Source organism: Tardiphaga sp. P9-11 (genome assembly GCF_008329525.1).
Taxonomy (GTDB): domain Bacteria; phylum Pseudomonadota; class Alphaproteobacteria; order Rhizobiales; family Xanthobacteraceae; genus Tardiphaga.
Map to the genome: position 1 here is coordinate 94,627 of NZ_NPKQ01000012.1, position 21,890 is coordinate 116,516.

Below are 21,890 nucleotides of genomic sequence, written 5' to 3' on the forward strand. Positions count from 1 at the left end.
TAAAGTCAGCCATGACATCTGCAACCGATGCAACCCGACCGGCGTATTTTCTGACAACGCCGATCTTCTATCCCAACGGCGTGCCGCATATCGGTCATGCCTATACGGTCATGGCGACCGACACGATTGCCCGCTTCCAGAGGCTCGACGGTTATGACGTTCGTTTCCTGACCGGAACGGATGAGCACGGTCTCAAGATGCAGCAGACCGCCGTCAAGGAGGGTATGACACCGCTCGAATTGGCTGACCGGAATTCGGCGCGTTTTCGCGAGATGGATACCGCGCTCAACATTTCCTATGACGACTACATTCGCACCACCGAGAAGCGTCATGAGCGCTCCGTTCAGGCACTGTGGGTCGCGCTCGAGAAGGCCGGCGCGATCTATCTCGACAAATATGCCGGCTGGTATTCGGTCCGTCAGGAAGCCTATTTCGACGAAGCGGAAACGACGCTCGGTGATGATGGTGTCCGGCGTGAGCCGCTCGGCTCACCGGTCGAATGGACCGAGGAGGAAACCTATTTCTTCCGCCTGTCCGCCTATCAGGACAAGCTGCTCGATCTGTACGAGCGCATCCCGGACTTCGTATTGCCGCGCGAGCGGCTCAACGAAGTGACGAGCTTCGTCAGGGGCGGCCTGCAGGATCTGTCGATTTCGCGGACTACCTTCGATTGGGGCATCAAGGTGCCGGATGCGCCCGGTCATGTGATGTATGTCTGGATCGATGCACTGACCAACTACATCACTGCGGCCGGCTATCCGGATGTCGACGGCGAAAGCTTCAAGCGCTACTGGCCTGCGAACCTGCATGTGATCGGCAAGGATATCGTTCGCTTTCACGCTGTGTACTGGCCCGCATTCCTGATGGCTGCAGGTGTCGAGGTCCCACATCGCGTTTTCAGCCACGGATTTCTTCTCAACCGTGGTGAGAAGATGTCGAAGTCGGTCGGCAACGTGATCGATCCGATCGGCATGGCCCAGCAATATGGCGTCGATCAGATGCGCTATTTCTTCATGCGCGAAGTCTCGTTCGGACAGGACGGCAGCTACAATCACGAGGCCATCGTCAACCGCACCAATGCTGACCTGGCCAACGATCTCGGCAATCTCGCGCAGCGTTCGCTGTCGATGATCGCCAAGCAATATGGCGGCGTGCTGCCGGAGCCCGGTGACTACAGCGATAACGACAAGGCGATCCTGACGCAGGCCGATGGCATGCTCGGACTCGCGCGCACCGCGATGGCGACGCAGCAGATCCATCAGGCGCTGAACGCGATCTGGGCCGTGGTCGCTGAAGCCAACCGCTATTTCGCGGGGGAGGCGCCGTGGGCGCTCGCCAAGACCGATCCGAAGAAGCAGGCGACGGTGCTCTACGTCACCGCCGAAGTGGTGCGGCAGGTTGCAATCCTGGCACAGCCGGTGATGCCGGCATCCTGCGCCAAGCTGCTCGACGTACTCGGCATTCCCGAGGGTGAGCGCGACTTTACGGCAATTGCGACCCGCATCAAGTCTGGCACGCAGCTGCCGACCCCCACCGGCGTGTTCCCGCGCTATGTCGAGCCTCCGGCGGCGACCTGAGTTTGCGTTATGCTTGTCGATAGTCACTGCCATCTCGATTTTCCCGATTTCGCCGAAGATCTCGACGGCATCGTCGCGCGTGCCGAAGCCGCCGGTGTCGGTCGCCTGGTGACGATCTCGACGCGCGTCCGGCGTCTGCCGGCGCTGCTCAAAATCGCCGAGCGCTTTCCGAACGTCTATTGCTCGGTCGGTACCCATCCGCACAATGCCGACGAGGAAGATGGCATTCCGGCGGAAGAACTGATCGAGCTCACGAAACATCCGAAGGTCATCGCACTCGGCGAGGCAGGCCTTGATAACTTCTACGAGCACGGCTCATCCGGCGCGCAGGAACGCGGCTTCCGCGCTCATATCGCCGCGGCACGTGCGACCGGATTGCCGCTGGTGATCCATACGCGCGAGGCGGACGAGCAGTGCCGCGCCATTCTCGCAGACGAAATGGCGAAGGGTGCGTTCAAGGCAGTGCTGCATTGCTACACCGGTGGACGCGAGCTCGCGATGAAGGCCATCGACATGGGCCTGTCGATCTCCTTCACCGGCATCATCACCTTCAAGAAGTCACAGGAGCTGCGCGACCTCGCGGCTGAGCTTCCCGCCGACCGCATCATGGTCGAAACCGACGCGCCATATCTGGCGCCCGGCAAATGGCGCGGCAAGCGCAACGAGCCGTCTTATGTGGTCGAGACGGCGAAGGTGCTTGCGGAAACGCGAGGTGTGTCCCTCGAAGAACTGTCGCGGCAGACCACAGAGAACTTCTTCCGCCTGTTCAGCAAGGCATCCGCCGAGAGCGCGTCTGGCACTGGCGGGGCGGCATGACCCTGGTGCTCACGATTCTCGGTTCGGGATCCTCGGCGGGTGTGCCGCGGCCGGCGCTGGGCTGGGGCGCCTGCGATCCCGCCAATCCCAGGAATCGTCGCCGTCGTTGTTCGATGATGGCGGAGCGGATCGGGCCCGAGGGCGTCACGCGTGTGGTGATCGACACCTCGCCGGACCTGCGCGAGCAGCTCATCGACGCTGATGTCGATGATATCGATGCGGTGTTCCTGACGCATGAGCACGCGGACCAGACCCACGGCATGGACGACCTCCGCTCAGTGGTGCTCAAGCGTCGCAAGCGTATCCCGGTCTATATGAACGCCTCGACGGCGACCGATATCATGCTGCGCTTCGGCTACTGCTTTCAGTCGCCTCCCGGCAGCGACTATCCGCCGATCCTTGATCGCCTCAGCATCGAGGCCGGCGAGAGCCGAACCATCACGGGGAAGGGCGGCGACCTGACGCTGACGCCGTTCCTGCTCCAGCACGGCAACATCCCGGCGCTCGGCTATCGCATCGACAATACGGCCTATACACCTGATCTCAATGATATCCCCGAGGAGAGCTGGCCGGCGCTGGAAGGTCTCGATCTCTGGATCGTCGACGGACTGCGCTATACGCAGCATCCCAGCCACTTCAGCATCAACGACGCCTTGAAGTGGCGCGACCGCTTCAAGCCGAAGCGGACGGTGATCACGAACATGACTGCAGATGTGGACTACGAGGCAGTGAAAGCGATTCTGCCCGAGGGGGTGATTCCGGCCTATGACGGGATCAGGCTGACGGTGGCGTAAGTTGAGCAGCGAGTTTTTTCATGGCTGCATTTTCGCGGATCACTTCACCGGCCTCTGAGCTGTGCAAAGCTATCTCTGCTGCGATGGAGCGGCCGAGAATTTGCTGATCAATATTGCCAAACCGACCGGGCACGAGACGTCCCAGCCAACCGACCAGGCCGGGGTATGCGCGTTGCCGACAATAATGCCGGGGCGAAAGATGGCGAGGCGGGTAAAACCGACCTTGCGCACGGTGTCTTCCTTCATGCCCATGACGCGGACATAGCGAAACCGGCTGTGGGCTGTGCTTCCCACTGCAGACAGCAGACAAAACTGCGCGATCCCGGCGGCACGGCAGCCGCGCGCAAAGGCACCGACGATGCCGAGTTCAAGTTGTTTCAGTTCCTCTTCGCTCCAGCGCATCGATCCGGAACCGACACCCACACCCACACAGCTCACTGCGCTGACGGGACCCCGGCTCAAAACTTCGCGGGCAAGGGCCGCCGTGCGTTCGGCAAAGTCGGCAGCGCCAGTATCGAAAACGACGTTGCGCACCCGCGGCCGCGCGGCGATGGGCTTTCTGGTGACCATGAGTACTTCCCGGCATTCCGGAATCGCGAGTAGCTCCGCGACAGCCGCACCACCGACTTGCCCAGTGCCGCCCAGGACGATGGCTGCGAAGTTCTGCGTCATGTGTGGGACCCCTGCGTGGTCAAGGCGACGACGCGACCTCTTGGTAGCGCCAAACGGTCGTTCCGGGGCGCTCGCCGGCGGCGAGCGAACCCGGAATCTCGATGTCGCTTGGCTCCACGGAGACTCCCATGTCGAGGTTCCGGGTTCGCTACTGCCTAACGGCGTCCGCGCCCCGGAACGAGTTTATGCGCTGAACGATCCCGTCGACTTCACCTGATCCCGCAGCAGAAACTTCTGGATCTTGCCGGTCGACGTCTTCGGAATAGTCCCGAACACCACAGCCTTCGGCGTCTTGAAGCCGGGCATCTGCGCGCGGCAGAATGCGATGATGTCGGCTTCTGTCGCCTCGGCATTCGTCTTCAGCTCGACGAAAGCGCACGGCACTTCGCCCCATTTCGCATCGGGCTTGGCGACCACCGCGGCGAACAGCACCGCCGGGTGCTTGTAGAGTACGTCCTCGACTTCCACCGACGAGATGTTCTCGCCGCCGGAGATGATGATGTCCTTGGAGCGGTCCTTGATGGTCACGTAGCCCGCGGCATCGCGCACGCCGAGATCGCCGGTGTGGAACCATCCGCCGTCGAACGCCTCCTTGGTGGCTTTCTCGTTCTTGAGATAGCCCTTCATCACGATATTGCCTCGGAACATCACCTCGCCGATGGTCTCGCCGTCGTGGGGCACTTCCTGCATCGTTTCGGGATCTATCACCGTCACGGCTTCCTGCAGGTGATAGGGCACGCCCTGCCGGCGCTTCAGGTTGGCACGCTCATCTGCGGGCAGGGCGTCCCAGCCGGGCTGCTCGGCGCAAACCGAGGCGGGGCCGTAAACTTCGGTCAGGCCGTAAACATGCGTCAGCTTGATCCCGATTTTCTCGGCGCCGGACAGCACCGCCATCGGCGGCGGCGCGCCGGCGATCGAGCCCTGCACCAGCGGTCCACCGGAATAGACCGGCGCATCCGGCGCATTGATCAGCGTGTTGTAGACGATCGGCGCGCCGGACATGTGGGTGACACCGTGCTCGCGCATCAGCGCGAAGATCTTGGTCGGGTCGACCTTACGCAGGCAGACATTGACGCCGGCACTCGCCGCCACGGTCCAGGGGAAGCACCAGCCGTTGCAGTGGAACATCGGCAGGGTCCAGAGATAGACCGGGTGCTGGCCGAGACCGGCCGCGAGGATGTTGGAAACGGCGTTGAGGTAAGCGCCGCGGTGATGGGTCACCACGCCCTTCGGATTGCCTGTTGTCCCAGAGGTGTAGCCGAGTGCGATGGCGTCCCATTCATCGAGCGGGAAGGCGCTGGTGAAATCGGGGCTGCCCGTCGCGAGGGCGTCCTCGTATTCGAGTTCCCCGATCGGCTGGCCGCCTGCGAAAGACACATCGTCGACATCGATGACGGCCGGCTTCGGCCCGGTCATGAGGCCGAGCGCCTCGGTGATCACGCCCGAGAACTCCGGATCGACCAGCAGCAACTTGGCGCCGCCATGATCGAGCTGGAACGCTATGGAGGCGGCGTCGAGCCGGATGTTGAGCGCGTTAAGGACGGCGCCAGCCATGGGAACCGCGAAGTGCGCTTCGTTCATCGCTGGCAGATTCGGGAGCATCGCCGCCACGGTGTCGCCCCGCCCGATGCCGCGCCCGGTCAGGAACGAGGCAAAACGCCGGCAGCGCTCGTAAGTCTGCGCCCAGGTGAAGTGACGGCCCTCATAGACGGTGCTGGTGAGATCCGGATAAACCGCCGCGCTGCGCTTGAGAAAACTCAGCGGCGACAGCGGCACGAAGTTGGCCGGAGTTTGGTCGAGGCCGACGCTATAAACGCCCTGATCTGGGATCATTTTGAGACTCTTTTATTTCACTCAATGAGTTGCGAGAAATATCTCACCTATCAGTTTATCACCGGAATGATCTTCCAAAGTCACGCAAGATAACGGATGTAACCTTCTGAAAGATTGTGTCTTAAAGGAATCCAATCGATATCCATGGGAAGATTGCCACGATGATCAGGCCGATCAGCAGCGCCAGCAGATAGCCGAGGATCGGCCGGATGCCTTCTGCGGGATCGACACGGCCGATGGCGCAGGCGGCATAATAGCCGACGCCGAAGGGCGGCGCGAACAATCCGATGCCCATGGCGAGGATAACGACCATCGCATAGTGGACCTCATGGACACCGACCAGCCGCGCGATCGGGAACAGCAGCGGCCCGAACAGCACGATGGCGGGAATACCCTCCAGCACGCTGCCGAGGATCACGAAAGCCACGATGGAGACCGCGATGAAGGTCGCGTCGCCGCCGGGCAGGCCAGTCATGGCCGCCGCCAGCGAACGCGAGAAGCCGGACTGGGTGAGGCCCCAGGCCATACCGGTCGCAGTTCCAATGATCAGCAGGATCGCGCCGGAGAGGCAGGCCGTGTCGACCAGCATCGGCCTCAGCCGGCTCCAGTCGAATTGGCGATAGATGAGAAGGCCGGCCAGCACGGCATAGACGATGCCGATGGTGGAGACTTCCGTGGCCGTCGCCACGCCTTCGACCACCGCGGCGCGGATTACGAAAGGCAGTGCGATGGCCGGCACGGAGATGATGAAGGCCTTGCCTATATCGCGGCCGGAGGCACGTTTGACGTGGCTCAGGTCCTCGCCGCGATAGCGCCACCACACCAGTGCGCCGAGCGTGATCGCCAGGACGACGCCCGGCAGCAGGCCGCCGGTGAACAGTGCCGAGATTGAGACGCCAGTCACTGAGCCGATGGTGATCAGCACCAGACTCGGCGGAATGGTCTCGGTCTGCGCGCCGGTCGCCGAGAGCAGGGCCACGAGATCGCCCGGCTTGGCGCCGCGCGCCTTCATTTCCGGGAACAGAACTGGCGCGACCGCCGCCATGTCGGCGGCCTTGGAGCCGGAAATGCCGGACACCAGATACATCGCGCCGATCAGCACGTAATGCAGCCCGCCGCGAACGTGGCCGAGCAGGCTGGCCAGGAACGCCACCATGGCGCGGGCCATGCCGGTCATCTCGATCAGCAGGCCCAAAAAGACAAATAGCGGCACCGACAGCAGGATGAGGTGGCTCATGCCCTCGTCCATGCGGCCGACCAGCACCATCATCGGGGTGCGTGTGGTCAGCGCCATATAGCCGAAGATTGCGAGGCCAAATCCAAAGGCGATCGGCACGCCGGCGAAGACGCACAGCGCCACGACGCCGACGAAGAAGATGATCAGGTTGAGATTGCCTAGCGTCCGAAGCAGCGGCTCGGCGAGCCAGAACAGGCCGATGATCGTCACCACGGTACCGAGCGCCGTCAGCACGGTGCGGACCTGGCCGTAGCGCACCAGCCGCAGCAGCGCGAAGACGATCATCAGCGAGATGCCAACCGGCAGCGCCGCCGCGCGAAAGCTGTTGGCGATCTGCAGCGCCGGTGTCGTAATGTAGCTTTCCTCATAGGCGTATTCGTAGGACGGCACGACGATCATCAGCAGGAAGGCGAGCGCGGCACAGGTCCCGACGACGTCGAGAAAGGCCCACATCCGGGGGCCGACCGATGCCACCAGCGCGGTCATCCGCATATGCTCGCCGCGCCGGAACGCGACGGCCGAGCCGAGCATTGCCAGCCAGAGGAACAGGATCGAGGACAGTTCATCAGACCAGATCAGCGGACGGTGGAAGCCGTAACGGGCCACCACGCCGATGAACAGGATGATCACCTCCGCCACCACCAGCAGCGCCGCGGGAATCTCGACCAGATGGCCGAGGGTGCGGTCGATGGATGTCAGGATGACGTCGCGGCGGGAGAGGGGCACCCTCTCCACGCTGGACGCCCCGCTTTCGAGGGCGGAGATGTCATGCGCGGCCATGGTTGTTCCGATCAGCCGAGCTTGCCGACGGCCTTCTCGAGGATGGCCCAGGCTTCGTCGCCATACTTGCCTTGCCATTCCTTGTAGAAGCCGGCCGACTTCAGCTTGTCGCGGAACGGGCCGGGTTCCAGCTCATTGAAGGCCAGCCCCTTGGATTCCAGCTCGCCGCGCAGATTGGCGTTGAGTTTGGCGACGTCCTCGCGCTCCTTCATGCCGGCGGCATTGATGTTCTTGGCGACGATGTCGCGCAGATCGGCCGGCAGCTTCTCCCAGGCGCGACGGTTGGCCAGGAACCAGTAGCCGTCCCACATGTGGTTGGTGAGCGAGCAGTATTTCTGCACTTCGTAGAACTTGGCGGTCGAGATGATCGCCAGCGGGTTCTCCTGGCCTTCGACCACCTTGGTCTGCATCGCCGAATAGACTTCGCTGATATTGATCGAGGCGGGCGCGCTGTCGAACGCCTTGAACATCGACGTCCACAGCGGCGACACTGGCACGCGGATCTTGAAGCCCTTCAGATCGTCCGGGCTCTTGATCGGCTTGGTCGAGGACGTGATTTCGCGGAAGCCATTGTCCCAGATCTTGTCCATGACCACGAGATTGGCCTTGGTGATCTCTTTGCGGATATAGGCGCCGAGATCGCCGTCCATGGCCTTCCAGACAGTATCGTAATTCGGGAAGGCGAAGCCGATGCCGTTGATCGAGGCGGCCGGCACCAAAGTGGCCAGGATCAGGCCGGACAGGGTGAAGAATTCGACGCCGCCAGAGCGGATCTGGCTCAGCATGTCGGTGTCTGAACCGAGCTGGTTGTTCGGGAATACCTGCAGATCGACCTTGCCATTGGTTTCGGTCTTGATCGCTGCCGACATCTCGCGGGCGCGGACGTTCATCGGATGCGTGTCGGGCAGGTTGTTGGCGTATTTGTAGACGTATTCGGCCTGCTGCGCCCGCGCGATGAACGGCATGCTGACGCCGCCAAATGCGGTCGCGGCGGCCGATGCCTTCAACAGTGTCCGGCGTGAAATCGTCATTTTGTTTCTCCCAACCACTTCTTTGTTTGCCTTTGTGAGGCGCAAGGGCCCTTGCCGTCTGGTCATCATGTCGCGGCAGTCGGGTCAAGCCTTTTCGCTGTGCGACCAAAGGCCAAGGCCCTCTGCAAGGCCCGGTCGAGGACGCCGGCGCACGGCTTTTGCCGAGCGCGAATTTGTGGGAAGCATCGCGCGAATGAAGCCGCCGGCAGCCAAGACCGGCGAATGACCGTCTGCAGGAAACGCAAGGACAGCACATGAATAGGGATCACGGCGTAGCGATCATCACCGGCGGCGCATCGGGAATCGGCCTGGCGATCGCCAAGGCGGCCGTGGGCGAGGGCTGGAAGGTGCTGCTGGCCGATCTCACCCAGAACGCGCTGGACGTGGCCAAGGCTCAGGTCGATGCGATCAAGCCCGGCGTGACCCGGACTGTCGTGATGGACGTCGCCAACGAAGACGCCGTGATCGCCGGACTGCAGGATTGCGAGGCCGGTTTCGGCCCGGTACGCGGTCTGGTGAATTCCGCCGGGATCGGTCGTCAGGTGCCATTCTTCGAGACGTCCGTGAAACTCTTCCGCGAGATCCTCGACATCAATCTGGTTGGCACCTTCGCCGTGGCACGCGAAGCCGGCAAGCTCATGAAAGCCCATGGCGGCGGCGCCATCGTCAATGTTGCGTCGGTGTCCGGCATCCGCGGCAATATCGAGCGCTCGGCCTATGGTGCCTCCAAAGGCGGTGTCATTACGCTGACCCAGGTGATGGCCTGCGAACTGGCGCCGCTGAAGATCCGTGTCAACGCGATTGCGCCGGGCCCGTTCGAGACGCCTATGGTGCAGGAGATGCACACGGCCGCAACGCGGGAAGGCTGGATGCAGGTCGTGCCGCAGCGGCGTTACGCCGAGCCGGAGGAGGTCGCGGGTGCTGCAATGTTCCTGCTGGATGACAGCAAGTCGAGCTTTGTGACCGGGCATGTGCTGAACGTTGACGGCGGCTTCGCCGCGCATGGGCTGCTACCGAAATATTCGTAGCAACAAAAACTGTCATTCCCGGGCGTGACCGCCATTAGGCGGTCGCGATCCCGGAATGACGCGTGTTGGCTTGACCCAAGCCTAGCCGCCCGCCTTCGCCGCTATCAGCGCCTTCATCCGTTCGGAGTCCGCATTCGTTGCGGGCGTATAGACGACCATGCCCAAATTCGGCTGGCCGTCGACCGAGAAGGTCGAATAGGTCATCACGAAAGGCCCGACGACGGGATGATTCACATGCTTGCGGCCTTCGCCATAGCTGCAGACATCGTTGTCGTGCCACATGGCCGCGAAGTCGGGGCTGATCCGGCAGAGTTCATCGATCAGTGTCTGGGCGCGATGTGACGCGCCACTGCGTGTAATGTCGGCGCGAAATGCCGCCACGGCGAAACGTGCGTCCTGCTCCCAGTCGGGCATCTTGGCGCGGACATTCGGACGGCAGAACAGGATACGCAGGACGTTGCGCTCTTCGGGTGCGATGTTCGGATAGTCGCCGAGCACGGCCAGCGCCGCGCGATTCCAGGCAACGATATCCCACGTCGCGTTGCGCACGACGGCGGCGCTGAATTCCATCGCATCCAGCACGCGTTGCAGTGTTGGCGATACGATATCCGAGGGGTCGAAGCGCACCTCCGGCAGCCGGTGCTGCGCCAGCAGAAACAGATGCTCGCGCTCGACGGCGGACAATTCCAGCGCGCGTGAAATCCGGTCAAGCACATCGACTGATGGCGCACCGCCGCGGCCTTGTTCCAGCCACGTGTACCAGGTGGCGCTGACATTGGCGCGCTGCGCGACTTCCTCGCGCCGCAGGCCTGGCGTGCGGCGGCGCTCCGACGAAAAACCGAATGCCACGGGATCGAGCCTGGCGCGGCGATCCCTGAGATAAGCGCCCAGCGGATTGGAGCCTGGGCTGGAAGTTTCGGTGACCGTCATGCTCAGCCTGTTAGTCGCCATACCCGTATAACGTCACGGCTTCACGCACTGTACCGCAGGACCGATACATCCACGCATTCACGAGAGGAATATCACATGCGTGTCTTCGTTACCGGCGCTTCGGGCTTTGTCGGATCGGCGGTCGTTCAGGAACTGATCGGCGCCGGTCATCAGGTGGTCGGTCTGGTGCGCTCGGACGCATCCGCCAAGGTGCTGGCTGACGCTGGTGCGGGAATACATCGCGGCGATCTGGAAGATCTGGACAGCCTGCGCTCCGGTGCTGCCAATTCAGACGGCGTGATCCATACGGCTTTCATCCACGACTTCTCCAGGTTCAAGGAAAACAGCGCGATCGACGCGCGCGCCATCGAGACACTTGGCGACGTGCTGGCGGGCTCCGAGCGGCCCTTGATCGTAACATCCGGCATGGCCTTCATCGCGCCTGGACGCCTGGCGACCGAAGACATGGGCCCGTCCAGCGCGTCACCGAGCCCACGCATATCGGAGCAGGTCGCCGAGCGTCTGGCAGCGCGCGGCGTACGCACATCATCGGTCCGTCTGCCGCCATCAGTCCATGGCGACGGCGACCATGGCTTCGTGCCGCGGCTGATTGCGATTGCGCGGGAGAAGGGCGCCTCGGCCTATATTGGCGACGGCCTCAACCGCTGGCCCGCCGCACACCGGCTGGACGTCGCCCGGCTCTACAGGCTCGTCCTGGAGCACGGTTCCGCCGACATTCGGTATCACGGCAGCGCCGAACAAGGCGTCGCCTTCCGGGAGATCGCCGAGATCATCGGCCAGCATCTGAAGCTGCCAGTCGTCGCCAAATCGCCGGCTGAAGCCGCCGATCACTTCGGCTGGTTCGCAGGTTTCGCGGCCATGGACGCGCCGGCATCGAGTGCCTGGACGCAGCAGCAACTGGCCTGGCAACCGACGCAGCCGGGATTGATCGCGGACCTCGATCACGTCAGATATTTCGGTGGCTGAGGCGATGTGGGGCCACAATGATATGGGGCCACAAACTGGCTCGGATTGCTGCGTCCGGGCCGGATATCGCAACAGTTTAAGCTAAGTCTCTGGGATCACTATGGGATAATATATTCCATAATATACCTTATGCGAATCCGAGATATGGGCGTGTGGTCCCAATTTCAGTTCTCTTGTCGATCCCCACATAAGACCGACGTGGATTGACCCTTGGCGGATCGCGCGCATCAACCTTAGATGGTGCCTACTATCGATCTGACAGTTCGGCTCCGTGACTGGGGCAGCCTCCTCCTCCCTTGCTTCGCGCCTGCCTAAGGTTCCAAAAGAAGGAGCCCAACAACGAACGACGCGTACGACGGCGCGAGAACTCTCGAAATCTCCGGCGATCTCGCCGGGACGATCAAATCGTATCTCACGGTGGATACTTCTGACGAAGTTTTGGATCTCGAAATCTATGAGAACCATCTGGGCGACCGTTGCGTCGCGGCAGCCATCCAGACGGAAGCTTGGGGGCCAAGCCATTGTTCAATGGTGTTATCGTCATCGTCAGGCCGAAACCTGAAGCCGGGGCCGATTTCTACCAGGTCGATGCCTTGCCAGAATCCGAAGGTCCGCATGTTGATTTCTGTCTGGAACGTATCCTGGACATTCTGTCGCCGACGGACAATCCGATTGCCAAGGATTGGCGTGATCGGTGCCGGGATCGCCTGAACAACGAAATGGGCGAGGCACCCTCACCTTCGATGAACCGAGGTTGCGCCGGACTCGGTCTATGATTCCACAGGTGGGAAGAGGCCCTGACGACCCACGCCCCGTTCTCCGGAGAACACTTCGATCGTGGCCAATTTCTCCGTTCCGGTTGGCGGATCGGCGTTTTCGATAACGATGAATTGGCCAAGATAGGAGATCGAGGCCAGGTGTTCATAGAACTTGCGGTCCAGCGAGGTCTCCTGCACGCGACGTTTCCGGCGGAACGACCGCCCGAGGCATCGACAAGCGGCCGGTCTGTGCCAATCGCATCCGGAAGTCGGTCGGCGCCGAGAACACGTTCTCCGAGGATCTCACCGAATTCGACGCCATGATGACCGCCCTGCAACCGCTCATCGACAAGGTCTGGGGGCATTGCGAGTGGACCGGCAACCGCGGCAAGACAGTCACGCTGAAGGTCAAGTTCTTCGACTTCGAGACGATCTCACGCAGTCAGTCCATGGCCGTTGTTGTTTCAGATCGCTGCGACTGGAACGCGTCTCGATCTCCCTTCTCCAAAATCTGATGCCCATGCCGAAGGCGATAAGACTGCTAGGCGTCTCGCTTTCCTCGCTTCAGAACGAAGCTGATATCGAGCCACAGCTGGACCTCCCGATCTACATCACGTCAAATAAGCGCGCGCGGCCTTCGCCGCCCGCGATTGCGGTATCGCACCGGCATACATAAGTGCTCCTGACTGCGTCGATCCATTCCGGAGAAGCCCGATTTTCCATCTCATTTTTGGCCTTCCCTGGCTGCTCGTCGTCACCCGCTTCCTCTGGCCCCTTCATCTTTCACTTGCTGCAAAATTTGCGGTCGCGCTGCTTCTGCTGGTGGCATCGCAATTCCATTTCTGGAGCAAGCTCTCGTCGGGTTCGGTGCTCTGTCCCGAATTTCCACGCCCGGTCGTCGTCCTTTTCAACTGGGCCTTCGGCGGCATCATTCTTCTCGCGCTACTGCAACTGCTGCTGGACGGGGCAACGCTCGTCGATGCGCTGATCCCCGGTGGTAGCTTCAGCGTGCCCGACGGCTTCCGGTACGCGATGGCGGGGCTGGCCGCCTGTCTGGCTGCGATCGGCGTGATGCAGGCCACACGAATTCCGCCTCTGAAAGACATAGAAGTACACATCCAAGGACTTCCGCGGCAATTCGACGGTTACACGGTCCTGCAACTGACAGATCTTCACATTAGCCGCCTGTTTCCCGCCGCATGGGCGCGTGCCGTCGTGGAGCGCTCGAACATCCTCGGCGTGGATCTGATCGCCATCACGGGAGATCTGATCGACGGCACGCTCGCCGTCCGACGCGCGGACGTCGAGCCGCTTCGGGACTTGCGCGCAACCGACGGCGTTTACATGATCCCCGGCAACCACGAATACTACTTCGGCTACGCTGCCTGGATGCAGCACTACGCTTCGATGGGAATGGTCACGCTGGAGAACAGACACGTCGTTCTCGATCGCGGCGGCGGGCGGCTTGTCCTCGCTGGTGTCACCGATCGTGCATCGCGCGGCGGCGGCTTCACCGCTCCGGACATCGAGGCAGCTGTCTATGGCTCCCCCGACGACGCTCCAGTCATCCTACTCGATCATCAGCCGAGCGAAGCTCTGCGCGCCGCAGCACTCGGCGTGAAGCTTCAGCTTTCCGGACATACGCATGGTGGATTGATCGTCGGGCTGGATCGGTTCGCCGCGCGCGCCAACGCGGGCTATGTCTCCGGCCGCTACCAGGTCGGCGGGATGACGCTTTACGTAAACAACGGCACCGGGCTTTGGCCGGGATTCGCGCTACGGCTCGGACGCCCGCCGGAGTTAACACGGATCACCCTGCGACATGCCGAGAACACCTGACATCGAAACGACAGCAACACTCGAAGTGCTAAAAGAAGTTAGCGATCACTACACAGGCCACGCCAAAAGCCCATTAAATCTGCCAACCGTGATCAGTCTGTTAAACTTTCGGTAGGCAGCGCTTAAACGTGCGTTTTGCGCCAGAAGCGGTCATGTGGAGATGCAAAGACGGCGGAATCTCGCGAAGTCTTGCATAAAAGGCGACACCAACTGAGAATGGGTGGCTCATCCAGAGCTTCAGCTTGGCCAGCGGCGAGAACGTACCGTACGTCTACCGATATGGCGGCATTTCTATCCAATCGTCGAAAGCAACGTCCGTGCCTTCTGTCAACAAAGCAAAAAAATCAACCAGCAAACGCCCGCCACGGACCAATGGCAGCATAACAGACGCAACTTATTTGAAGCTGCACAACCTGATCGAGTCGCGGCAGCTGCAGCCCGGCGAGGTGATCGAAGAGCGCCGCCTTGCACTGCGGCTGAAAGTCTCGCGGACACCGCTGCGGGCTGGCATCAGCCGGTTACTGGGCGAAGGCAGGCTCGAACAATTGTCCAACGGCACTGTGGTGGTCCGCACCATCGAGATGGTGGAATTGCTCGAACTTGTCCATCTCCGCATGGTGCTGGAGAGCGAAGCGACGTTCATTGCGGCGACCCGCATCGCGCTGGATACCCTTGCACCGATCAGGGCCACGCTGGAAAAGATCATTGCTGCGTCGACAGTGTCCACGACGGTTCACTGGACCCTCGACGATGAGATTCATGACCAGATCGCACGGCATTGCGGCAATCGCTCGCTTGAGAAGCTGATTGGAGAAATCCGGCAGAAGATCCGGATGTGCAATGTGGAGCGTAACCCTGGCCGGCTGCTGCCCGCCACCCGCGAGCATCTTGCGATTATCGATGCCATCATTGATCGTGATGCTGCCGCAGCCCGTCAGGCGATGATCCTGCATCTCACTAATGTGCGGCAGGGGTTGCTCGAACGCTTTGGGATCTTCCTGCCCGAGCCTCACGGCTAGGTCGAGATCAGGCAGAATCCCTGCGGACTGCATGTCCGAAAATTCTGCAGCTGCCCGCAATTTTGTCGGACTCCGTCCAAATTTAACGCAGCTTCCCGGGCTTCGCAGCTTGACTGAAATCAGTTCGGGCGGTTCATTGGTATACCAGTGGAATATCGGTTCGCTTCGCAGCGGGCCGACCAACCAGATGTGCCGCCTGAATGACGCCAAACCACACTCCTTCCCATACCGTCGTGGCGGAACCGCTGTCCCCGGCCGCCTTTACCGCCTTCGGCGACGTCGCCGAGCGACCGATCGACGTGCGCCGGCGTTATCTTCCGACATCGGACGATCGCGCGGAGGACGCCGCCACCTTTACTTTCTGGATCAGCAGCGCCGCCAGGCTCGGCACTCTGCCCCTGCCAATCACAACGCTGGAACGTCATCCGTTCTCCGCCCAGACCTTCATACCGCTCGGCAGCAGCCGATACTTGGCGATCGTGTGCGATGCCGGGCCGGATCGCCTGCCTGATATGGCTACCCTGCGGTGCTTCATCGCTGGAGCGCATCAAAGCATCACCTTCGCCCGCAATGTCTGGCATCATCCCATGACCGTTCTCGGCGCGACCATGGAATTCGCTGTCGCCATGGGCATGACCGGTCGGCAGGACGACGACGTGTTCATCGATATCGCTGGCGACGTTCGCGCCGTGATGCCGCAGAGCGCATAGGGATCGCAACGATGCCGCATGATGATCACCTCACCCGCGACTTCGTCGGCTACGGCCGTACCCCGCCGCATCCGCAATGGCCAGGCGCAGCAAGAATCGCACTCAACTTCTGCATCAATTACGAAGAAGGCTCCGAGCCTTCGTTCGCCGATGGCGATGACGTCACCGAAGCGGCCCTGACCGAAGGTGGTGGCGGCGGCTTCGAGGGCCGCGACCTCGCCGCCGAGTCGATGTTCGAGTATGGCAGCCGCATAGGCTTCTGGCGCGTGTTGCGCCTTCTGTCCGAGCGCGGCATGATCGCCACCGTCATGGGCTGCGCGCTGGCGCTGGAACGCAACGACGAGGCCTGCGCCGCCATTCGCGAATATGGCTACGACGTTTGCGCCCATGGCTGGCGCTGGGAGCGGCATCCGTTGCTGTCCGAGGCCGACGAGCGCGAGCGCATTCGCAAGACCGTCGAGAGCCTCAAGCGCACCACCGGCGAGCGTCCGCTGGGCTGGTATTGCCGCTATGGGCCGAGCGTGAACACGCGACGCCTCGTAGTCGAGGAAGGCGGTTTCCTCTACGACTCCGACGCCTATAACGACGAACTGCCGTACTGGACACGGGTGCTTGGCAAGCCGCATCTCGTGGTGCCTTACGGTCTTGCCAACAACGACGCCAAGTTCAGCCGCGGCGCGATGGCAACGGCGGATGATTTCTTCGTCTATCTGCGCGACGCCTTCGACATGCTCTACGCGGAAGGCGCTACCGCGCCGAAGATGATGTCAGTCGGACTGCACACTCGCCTGATCGGCCATCCCGGCCGCGCCGCTGGCCTGCAGCGCTTCCTCGACCACGTCGCTAAGCACGACAACGCCTGGGTCTGCCGGCGCGGCGACATCGCCCGTCACTGGCAGGCCACACATCCCCCAACGCCCTGATCTCCTCACATCCGCACTCGAAAGGACGTTCCCATGAGACTGAAACCCACGCATTGGCTGTTTGCGTTGATGCTGTCGACTGCGGCATTCGCCGGCGGCGTCAGCGCGCAGGAAGCCGATCATCCGTCCGACAAGCCCATGGTGGTCGCGTCCGACTTCGGTGTGGCGCCGTGGATGGTGCGCGGCCCCAACGGCCCCGAGGGTTTCGGTGCAGATCTGATCAACGAGATCGGCAAAGATCTCGGCCGTCCGAAGGTCGAGATCGTCGATATCAATTTCTCCGGCCTGTTCGCGGCGCTGTTCGCCAAGCGCGCCGAATTCCTCGTCAACCCGCTCAACCTCACTGCCGAACGCTCCGAGCGCATGCTCTATACCGAGCCGCTATTCTCCACCGGCAACGGCTTCATCATCCGCGCCGCCGAAGAGATGAAGGGTTTCGAGGACCTGAAGGGCAAGGCCGTCGCTGTCAACCGCGGCACCATCTCGGATACCTGGGCCACCGCCAATGCCGAGAAATACGGCTTCGAAGTGCAGCGCTACGATGTGTTCCCCGACACGGTGCAGGCCGTGCTGACGCGCCGCGCCTTCACAGCGCTAAATGAGATCCCGACGACCGTCTATGCGGCCAGCCAGAACAAGGCGATCAAGGTCGGCTTCAAGGACTTCAACGGTCGCAACTTCGCCTATGCGTTCCGGCTGGAAGACACCGAGTATCGCAACAAGGTCGAAAACGTCATCGAATGCATGAAGCTGGATGGGCGTCTGCGCAAGCTACACGAGAAGTGGTATGGCGCGACGCCCGATGCCGGCTCAGCCATCGACACCGTGTATTTCGGCTACGGCCCTCCCGGCTTCAAAGGTTTCGAGCCGACCTCGCACGTTCCGAAGTGCAAGTAAGGCACTTGCCCTGACAAGATAGCTACCAGAACTGGAGCGGCACCGCTCCGATCCAGTTGCTCGGAGCGGAGACCCGATGGATCGGATCGTCGAATATTACTTCAACGCCCAGGTCATCGCGACTGCCTTCCCGCAGGTGCTCGCGGGCTTCCGCACGACTGTCATCGTCTCGCTGCTCGTCATTGTCTGCGGCACGCTGTTCGGCCTGCTGCTCGCGCTGGTGCGATGTGCGAACCTGCGCCCGGTCAATTTTGCCATCACAGCCTATGTGGATGTGCTGCGCACGCTGCCGCAACTGGTCGTGATCGTTTTCATCTATTTCGGCCTGCCCTATCTGGGCCCTGCTTTGTCACCCTTCACGACCACCGTGGTCGCACTCGGCATGGTGCTGTCGGCCTTCGCCACCGAGATCTTCTGGTCCGCGATCATGGCGCTGCCGCGCGGGCAATGGGACGCCGCGAGCGCGCTCGGCTTCAGCCGGCTACGGACGCTGATCACGATCATCCTGCCGCAGGCCATTCGCCTCGCGATCCCGCTTCTGACCAACCGCGCCATCTCCATCAGCAAGGGTACCGCGCTCGGCACCGCCGTGTCGCTCCCGGAAACGCTCGGACAGGCGCAGAGCGTGATGGCGCTGGTCGCCAATCCCTCGCCGCTGACGCTGGCCGCCGCTTTTTATCTCACCTTCTTTCTTCCGCTGGTGATCGCCAGCCGGTGGATCGAATATCGTACCAGCACGGGGCGGTGAGCGGGTCTTATGCAGGATTTCCTCGACAACTTCGCCAACTGGGACTCGCTGCTGCGAGTCTATCCGCTGCTGCTGCAGGGATTGATCTACACCATCTGGCTGTCGGTGGTCGCGCTGCCACTCGGCATTCTGGCCGGGCTTGCCATCGCGGTGCTCTATAGTTTCAAGAACCGCTGGGTGAATGTCGGTCTTCTGATCTATATCGATCTGTTCAGGTCGTTCCCCGTTGTCGTGCTGCTGATCCTGATCTTCTACGGCATGCCATTTCTCGGCCTGACTCTCGGCGGCTTCACGGCGGCAGTGCTGGCCATCGTGCTGAACAATTCCGGCTACTTCGGCGAGATTTTTCGGGCCGGGATTCTGTCCGTACCCCACGGCCAGACCGAGGCTGCCCGGGCGCTCGGTTTCAAGCCGCTGCATGTGGTGTTCTTCATCGTGCTGCCGCAGGCGATCCGCAACGTGCTGGCTCCGCTCGCCAGCAATTCGTTAGAACTCGTCAAGGCGACACCAATTGCTGCCTTGGTCGCGTTGCCTGAACTGTTGCGCTCAGCCCGTGTCGCCCAGGAGCAAACTTACAACCCGACCCCGTTGATGGCCGCCGCCGTGATCTTCTTCGTCATCCTGTATCCGTTCGCGCGCTGGGTGGCGCGGCTGGAGCGGCAAGCACTGAAAGCCCGCTGACATGGCCACACTGATCACCGGCGGCAGCGGTTTCATCGGGCTCGCGCTCGCCGAACGCCTGATCGCCGACGGCGAGACCGTTATCCTTTTCGACCTCTCAGCCCCCGTCCACGACATGCTGGTGCGCTCCGAACTCGCCGGCGCTAAGCTGGTCACGGGCGACGTCACAAGAGCCGACGACGTCGACCGCGCGTTGAACACGGCCGGCATCGACCGCGTGATCCACACCGCCGCGATGACGCCGAATGCCCAGCGTGAGCATGACGCTGCGCGCCAGATCGTCGACGTCAATATCGGTGGCACCGTCAATCTGCTCGAACGCGTAACATTGCGACCCGCCATCAAGCGCGTCACCGTGCTCAGTTCCGTCGCAGTGTACGGCTTCTCGCAACCGGCCGCGTCGGGCCTGTTCGAGGAGGATTTGTCGCCGCCGGCGCCAGCCGCGCTCTACGGCATCACAAAGCTTGCATCGGAACAGGCGGCGCTGCGGATCGCCGACCTTCACAAGCTCGATGTGCGCGTGATTCGGCTCGGGCCGGTCTTTGGCCCATGGGAATTGCAGACCGGTGTCCGCGATGCGCTGAGTCCGCATTATCAGGTGCTCCGTATGGCCTTCGACGGCCGTGAAGCGATTCTCCCGCGCAGCATGGCCGGCGATTGGATCTATTCCCGTGACGCTGCCCTCGGCGTCGCGAGGGTGAGCGCCTCCGACACGCTGAAGCACCGCACCTATCACGTCAGCGGCGGTGTGTTGTCCGATCTGCCACGATGGTGCGAGATCATCGCGACGCACATGCCCGGCTTCCGCTGGCGGATGGCGGAGATCGAGGCGGAGGGCAACGTGATCTATGGCCTGCCGAAGGACCGTGCGCCGCTGAACATTGCGCGACTGGCCGCGGATGCTGGCTTCACGCCTCAATTTCATCTGGAAGATGCGGCGCGCGACTATCTCGGCTGGTTGCCGCAGGCAGGAGAACCCGCATGAGCAAACGTCTGGCTGGAAAGTCGGTTCTGATCACCGGCGCCTCCTCCGGCATCGGCCGCGCCATCGCCCGCCGGTTTGCTACCGAGGGCGCGAAGCTCATGCTCGCGGATCTCACCATGGACGTGCGCGAAGGCGGCACTCCGACATTGGAGCTGCTGCGTGCAGACGGTTATGAGGTCGATTTCATCCAGATCGACGTCGCCTCGGAGGACGACACCGTCCGCGCCGTCCAACAGACCGTTGCGCGCTACGGCCGACTCGACGTGCTCGTCAACGACGCCGCCATCGGCACCGGCAAGCGTCTGACCGACACCAGCCTCGCCGAATGGGACAGAACGCTGGCGGTCAATCTCACTGGCGTATTCCTGATGTCGCGCGCCGCCGTCAACCAGATGTTGACGCAGGATATTCGCAACGAGGCCCGCGGCCGCCTCGTCAACATTTCCTCGCAACACGGCATGATCGCCTGCCCGGAAGACATCGCTTATGGCACCTCCAAATCCGGAGTCGTCTACATGACGCGGCAGATCGCGGCGGACTACGCGAAGGATCACATCATCTGCAATGCTGTCGCGCCCGGCAAGATCGTCACTGGCAAACCGGGCCGCGCCGCGGAACCGCGCTGGATGGACTACTCCACCAGTCGCACGCCGATGCCGCGGCTGGGCCGTCCCGACGACGTCGCCAATGCAGCGCTGTTTCTGGCCTCCGACGAGGCAACTTTCATGACGGGCGAAAACATCCTCGTCGATGGCGGCTGGATGGCGTCATGAACAACGTTTCGGAGAGCACCATGGTGCAAGCGCCTGCAGAGACGTCCGCGCCGATTATTCAAATGTCCGGCGTCACCAAATGGTATGGCGACGTCCAGGTGCTCAAGGGCATCGACTTCACGGTGGCGCACGGCGAGCGCGTCGTGATCTGCGGGCCTTCGGGGTCCGGCAAGTCGACCATGATCCGTTGCATTAACCGGCTGGAAGAACATCGCGACGGCCGCATCGTGGTGAATGGCGTCGAGCTCGATCACTCGACGCGCAATGTCGACGTGGTTCGCCGCGATGTCGGCATGGTGTTCCAGCAGTTCAACCTGTTTCCGCATCTGACCGTGCTACAGAACCTCACCATCGCGCCACGCAAGATCCGCGGCGCAACGAGGCAGGAGGCCGACGAGGTCGCGCGCTATTTTCTTGAGCGCGTACGGATCTCCGAACAGGCCGATAAATATCCAAGCCAGCTCTCCGGCGGCCAGCAGCAGCGCGTCGCCATCGCGCGTGCGCTGTGCATGAAACCGCAGATCATGCTATTCGACGAACCGACCTCGGCGCTTGATCCGGAAATGATCCAGGAGGTGCTCGACGTCATGGTCGGCCTCGCTCGCGAAGGGATGACCATGGTCTGCGTCACCCACGAGATGGGCTTCGCGCGCACGGTCGCCGACCGCGTAGTGTTCATGGACGCTGGCCGGATCATCGAGGAAGGTGCGCCGGCCGATTTCTTCTCGGATCCGAAACAGGACCGAACCCGTGCATTCCTCAAACAAATTATGCATCGATGACCGAAGCGTCCGCTTTGCGTCAGAAGCTGACCTTTTCTCACATCCTGCTGTTGTCCCGAACCAGTTCAGCGGCCAGAATGCGCTATTCGC

Annotated in this window: 22 protein-coding genes and 1 pseudogene; 17 read left to right on the plus strand and 6 right to left on the minus strand. The window is 62.0% G+C overall.

Going from position 1 to position 21,890, the window contains the following annotated elements; translation table 11 throughout:
• Window positions 1-11 precede the first annotated feature (11 nt).
• The 3 genes from metG to CIW50_RS26425 are packed head-to-tail and all read left to right on the plus strand — an operon-like array spanning window position 12 to window position 3,187.
• Complete coding sequence (gene metG, locus CIW50_RS26415; RefSeq protein ID WP_149534132.1) at window positions 12-1,577, plus strand: methionine--tRNA ligase; 1,566 nt, start codon at window positions 12-14, stop codon at window positions 1,575-1,577.
• A gap of 9 nt (window positions 1,578-1,586) precedes the next feature.
• Window positions 1,587-2,393, plus strand: a complete 807-nt coding sequence (locus tag CIW50_RS26420; protein ID WP_149534133.1) for a TatD family hydrolase — start codon at window positions 1,587-1,589, stop codon at window positions 2,391-2,393.
• On the plus strand, window positions 2,390-3,187 hold the full coding sequence (locus CIW50_RS26425) for an MBL fold metallo-hydrolase (protein ID WP_149534134.1): 798 nt from the start codon (window positions 2,390-2,392) through the stop codon (window positions 3,185-3,187). Before CIW50_RS26420 ends, CIW50_RS26425 begins: the two co-directional genes overlap by 4 nt.
• A 69-nt stretch (window positions 3,188-3,256) precedes the next feature.
• On the opposite strand, the gene CIW50_RS26430 is transcribed toward CIW50_RS26425, so the two are convergent.
• The 4 genes from CIW50_RS26430 to CIW50_RS26445 form a co-directional block, all read right to left on the minus strand.
• Window positions 3,257-3,859: a Rossmann-fold NAD(P)-binding domain-containing protein gene (locus CIW50_RS26430; RefSeq protein ID WP_197738400.1), complete on the minus strand. Its 603-nt coding sequence runs from the start codon at window positions 3,857-3,859 to the stop codon at window positions 3,257-3,259.
• 183 nt (window positions 3,860-4,042) lie between these two features.
• The gene (locus tag CIW50_RS26435; RefSeq protein WP_149534135.1) at window positions 4,043-5,692 is read right to left on the minus strand and encodes an acyl-CoA synthetase; all 1,650 of its coding nucleotides are present in this window, start codon (window positions 5,690-5,692) and stop codon (window positions 4,043-4,045) included.
• A 121-nt stretch (window positions 5,693-5,813) separates the two neighbouring features.
• Window positions 5,814-7,709, minus strand: coding sequence for a TRAP transporter large permease (locus tag CIW50_RS26440; protein ID WP_149534136.1), 1,896 nt, complete (start codon window positions 7,707-7,709; stop codon window positions 5,814-5,816).
• A gap of 11 nt (window positions 7,710-7,720) precedes the next feature.
• The gene (locus CIW50_RS26445; protein WP_149534137.1) at window positions 7,721-8,740 is read right to left on the minus strand and encodes a TRAP transporter substrate-binding protein; all 1,020 of its coding nucleotides are present in this window, start codon (window positions 8,738-8,740) and stop codon (window positions 7,721-7,723) included.
• 254 nt (window positions 8,741-8,994) lie between these two features.
• Here CIW50_RS26445 and CIW50_RS26450 point away from each other — a divergent pair, with 254 nt between their 5' ends.
• Window positions 8,995-9,768 carry an SDR family NAD(P)-dependent oxidoreductase gene (locus tag CIW50_RS26450; RefSeq protein WP_149534138.1) on the plus strand — a complete coding sequence of 258 codons (774 nt, stop codon included), beginning with the start codon at window positions 8,995-8,997 and terminating at the stop codon, window positions 9,766-9,768.
• A gap of 81 nt (window positions 9,769-9,849) precedes the next feature.
• On the opposite strand, the gene CIW50_RS26455 is transcribed toward CIW50_RS26450, so the two are convergent.
• The gene (locus CIW50_RS26455; protein ID WP_149534139.1) at window positions 9,850-10,698 is read right to left on the minus strand and encodes a helix-turn-helix transcriptional regulator; all 849 of its coding nucleotides are present in this window, start codon (window positions 10,696-10,698) and stop codon (window positions 9,850-9,852) included.
• A gap of 96 nt (window positions 10,699-10,794) precedes the next feature.
• Here CIW50_RS26455 and CIW50_RS26460 point away from each other — a divergent pair, with 96 nt between their 5' ends.
• Window positions 10,795-11,685 (plus strand): SDR family oxidoreductase, encoded by an 891-nt coding sequence (locus tag CIW50_RS26460; protein WP_149534140.1) that lies wholly within the window; start codon window positions 10,795-10,797, stop codon window positions 11,683-11,685.
• Window positions 11,686-12,206: 521 nt separating this feature from the next.
• Window positions 12,207-12,461 carry a hypothetical protein gene (locus CIW50_RS26465; protein WP_149534141.1) on the plus strand — a complete coding sequence of 85 codons (255 nt, stop codon included), beginning with the start codon at window positions 12,207-12,209 and terminating at the stop codon, window positions 12,459-12,461.
• On the opposite strand, the gene CIW50_RS26470 is transcribed toward CIW50_RS26465, so the two are convergent.
• Entirely contained in the window at window positions 12,456-12,641 is a 186-nt protein-coding gene (locus CIW50_RS26470; protein WP_149534142.1) for a hypothetical protein, read from the minus strand. The genes CIW50_RS26465 and CIW50_RS26470 overlap by 6 nt on opposite strands.
• 23 nt (window positions 12,642-12,664) lie before the next feature.
• Here CIW50_RS26470 and CIW50_RS26475 point away from each other — a divergent pair.
• From CIW50_RS26475 to CIW50_RS26525, 11 genes and pseudogenes are all read left to right on the plus strand, one after another.
• Window positions 12,665-13,050 (plus strand): annotated as a pseudogene (locus tag CIW50_RS26475) (DinB/UmuC family translesion DNA polymerase); the annotation flags it as partial.
• A 107-nt stretch (window positions 13,051-13,157) separates the two neighbouring features.
• The gene (locus CIW50_RS26480; protein ID WP_149534143.1) at window positions 13,158-14,282 is read left to right on the plus strand and encodes a metallophosphoesterase; all 1,125 of its coding nucleotides are present in this window, start codon (window positions 13,158-13,160) and stop codon (window positions 14,280-14,282) included.
• A gap of 242 nt (window positions 14,283-14,524) precedes the next feature.
• On the plus strand, window positions 14,525-15,301 hold the full coding sequence (locus tag CIW50_RS26485) for a GntR family transcriptional regulator (RefSeq protein ID WP_149534144.1): 777 nt from the start codon (window positions 14,525-14,527) through the stop codon (window positions 15,299-15,301).
• A 200-nt stretch (window positions 15,302-15,501) separates the two neighbouring features.
• Window positions 15,502-16,011, plus strand: coding sequence for an ureidoglycolate lyase (locus CIW50_RS26490; RefSeq protein ID WP_149534145.1), 510 nt, complete (start codon window positions 15,502-15,504; stop codon window positions 16,009-16,011).
• 11 nt (window positions 16,012-16,022) lie between these two features.
• The gene (locus CIW50_RS26495; protein ID WP_149534146.1) at window positions 16,023-16,934 is read left to right on the plus strand and encodes an allantoinase PuuE; all 912 of its coding nucleotides are present in this window, start codon (window positions 16,023-16,025) and stop codon (window positions 16,932-16,934) included.
• Between the two features lie 33 nt (window positions 16,935-16,967).
• Complete coding sequence (locus CIW50_RS26500; RefSeq protein ID WP_149534147.1) at window positions 16,968-17,831, plus strand: substrate-binding periplasmic protein; 864 nt, start codon at window positions 16,968-16,970, stop codon at window positions 17,829-17,831.
• 76 nt (window positions 17,832-17,907) lie between these two features.
• Window positions 17,908-18,579 carry an amino acid ABC transporter permease gene (locus tag CIW50_RS26505; protein WP_149534148.1) on the plus strand — a complete coding sequence of 224 codons (672 nt, stop codon included), beginning with the start codon at window positions 17,908-17,910 and terminating at the stop codon, window positions 18,577-18,579.
• A 9-nt stretch (window positions 18,580-18,588) separates the two neighbouring features.
• Window positions 18,589-19,260 (plus strand): amino acid ABC transporter permease, encoded by a 672-nt coding sequence (locus CIW50_RS26510; RefSeq protein ID WP_149534149.1) that lies wholly within the window; start codon window positions 18,589-18,591, stop codon window positions 19,258-19,260.
• Window position 19,261: 1 nt separating this feature from the next.
• On the plus strand, window positions 19,262-20,245 hold the full coding sequence (locus tag CIW50_RS26515; RefSeq protein ID WP_149534150.1) for an NAD-dependent epimerase/dehydratase family protein: 984 nt from the start codon (window positions 19,262-19,264) through the stop codon (window positions 20,243-20,245).
• Entirely contained in the window at window positions 20,242-21,018 is a 777-nt protein-coding gene (locus CIW50_RS26520; protein WP_149534151.1) for an SDR family NAD(P)-dependent oxidoreductase, read from the plus strand. Before CIW50_RS26515 ends, CIW50_RS26520 begins: the two co-directional genes overlap by 4 nt.
• A complete protein-coding gene (locus CIW50_RS26525) occupies window positions 21,015-21,800 on the plus strand; it encodes an amino acid ABC transporter ATP-binding protein (protein ID WP_197738401.1) in 786 nt (261 codons plus the stop codon). Before CIW50_RS26520 ends, CIW50_RS26525 begins: the two co-directional genes overlap by 4 nt.
• The last annotated feature ends 90 nt before the right edge of the window (window positions 21,801-21,890 follow it).

Excerpts from the sequence above, each read along its gene's own strand:
- metG (WP_149534132.1), top strand. The coding sequence starts at position 12 with ATGACATCTGCAACCGATGCAACCCGACCGGCGTATTTTCTGACAACG.
- CIW50_RS26420 (WP_149534133.1), top strand. The coding sequence starts at position 1,587 with ATGCTTGTCGATAGTCACTGCCATCTCGATTTTCCCGATTTCGCCGAA.
- CIW50_RS26425 (WP_149534134.1), top strand. The coding sequence starts at position 2,390 with ATGACCCTGGTGCTCACGATTCTCGGTTCGGGATCCTCGGCGGGTGTG.
- CIW50_RS26430 (WP_197738400.1), bottom strand. The coding sequence starts at position 3,859 with ATGACGCAGAACTTCGCAGCCATCGTCCTGGGCGGCACTGGGCAAGTC.
- CIW50_RS26435 (WP_149534135.1), bottom strand. The coding sequence starts at position 5,692 with ATGATCCCAGATCAGGGCGTTTATAGCGTCGGCCTCGACCAAACTCCG.
- CIW50_RS26440 (WP_149534136.1), bottom strand. The coding sequence starts at position 7,709 with ATGGCCGCGCATGACATCTCCGCCCTCGAAAGCGGGGCGTCCAGCGTG.
- CIW50_RS26445 (WP_149534137.1), bottom strand. The coding sequence starts at position 8,740 with ATGACGATTTCACGCCGGACACTGTTGAAGGCATCGGCCGCCGCGACC.
- CIW50_RS26450 (WP_149534138.1), top strand. The coding sequence starts at position 8,995 with ATGAATAGGGATCACGGCGTAGCGATCATCACCGGCGGCGCATCGGGA.
- CIW50_RS26455 (WP_149534139.1), bottom strand. The coding sequence starts at position 10,698 with ATGACGGTCACCGAAACTTCCAGCCCAGGCTCCAATCCGCTGGGCGCT.
- CIW50_RS26460 (WP_149534140.1), top strand. The coding sequence starts at position 10,795 with ATGCGTGTCTTCGTTACCGGCGCTTCGGGCTTTGTCGGATCGGCGGTC.
- CIW50_RS26490 (WP_149534145.1), top strand. The coding sequence starts at position 15,502 with ATGACGCCAAACCACACTCCTTCCCATACCGTCGTGGCGGAACCGCTG.
- CIW50_RS26495 (WP_149534146.1), top strand. The coding sequence starts at position 16,023 with ATGCCGCATGATGATCACCTCACCCGCGACTTCGTCGGCTACGGCCGT.
- CIW50_RS26500 (WP_149534147.1), top strand. The coding sequence starts at position 16,968 with ATGAGACTGAAACCCACGCATTGGCTGTTTGCGTTGATGCTGTCGACT.
- CIW50_RS26505 (WP_149534148.1), top strand. The coding sequence starts at position 17,908 with ATGGATCGGATCGTCGAATATTACTTCAACGCCCAGGTCATCGCGACT.
- CIW50_RS26510 (WP_149534149.1), top strand. The coding sequence starts at position 18,589 with ATGCAGGATTTCCTCGACAACTTCGCCAACTGGGACTCGCTGCTGCGA.
- CIW50_RS26515 (WP_149534150.1), top strand. The coding sequence starts at position 19,262 with ATGGCCACACTGATCACCGGCGGCAGCGGTTTCATCGGGCTCGCGCTC.
- CIW50_RS26520 (WP_149534151.1), top strand. The coding sequence starts at position 20,242 with ATGAGCAAACGTCTGGCTGGAAAGTCGGTTCTGATCACCGGCGCCTCC.
- CIW50_RS26525 (WP_197738401.1), top strand. The coding sequence starts at position 21,015 with ATGAACAACGTTTCGGAGAGCACCATGGTGCAAGCGCCTGCAGAGACG.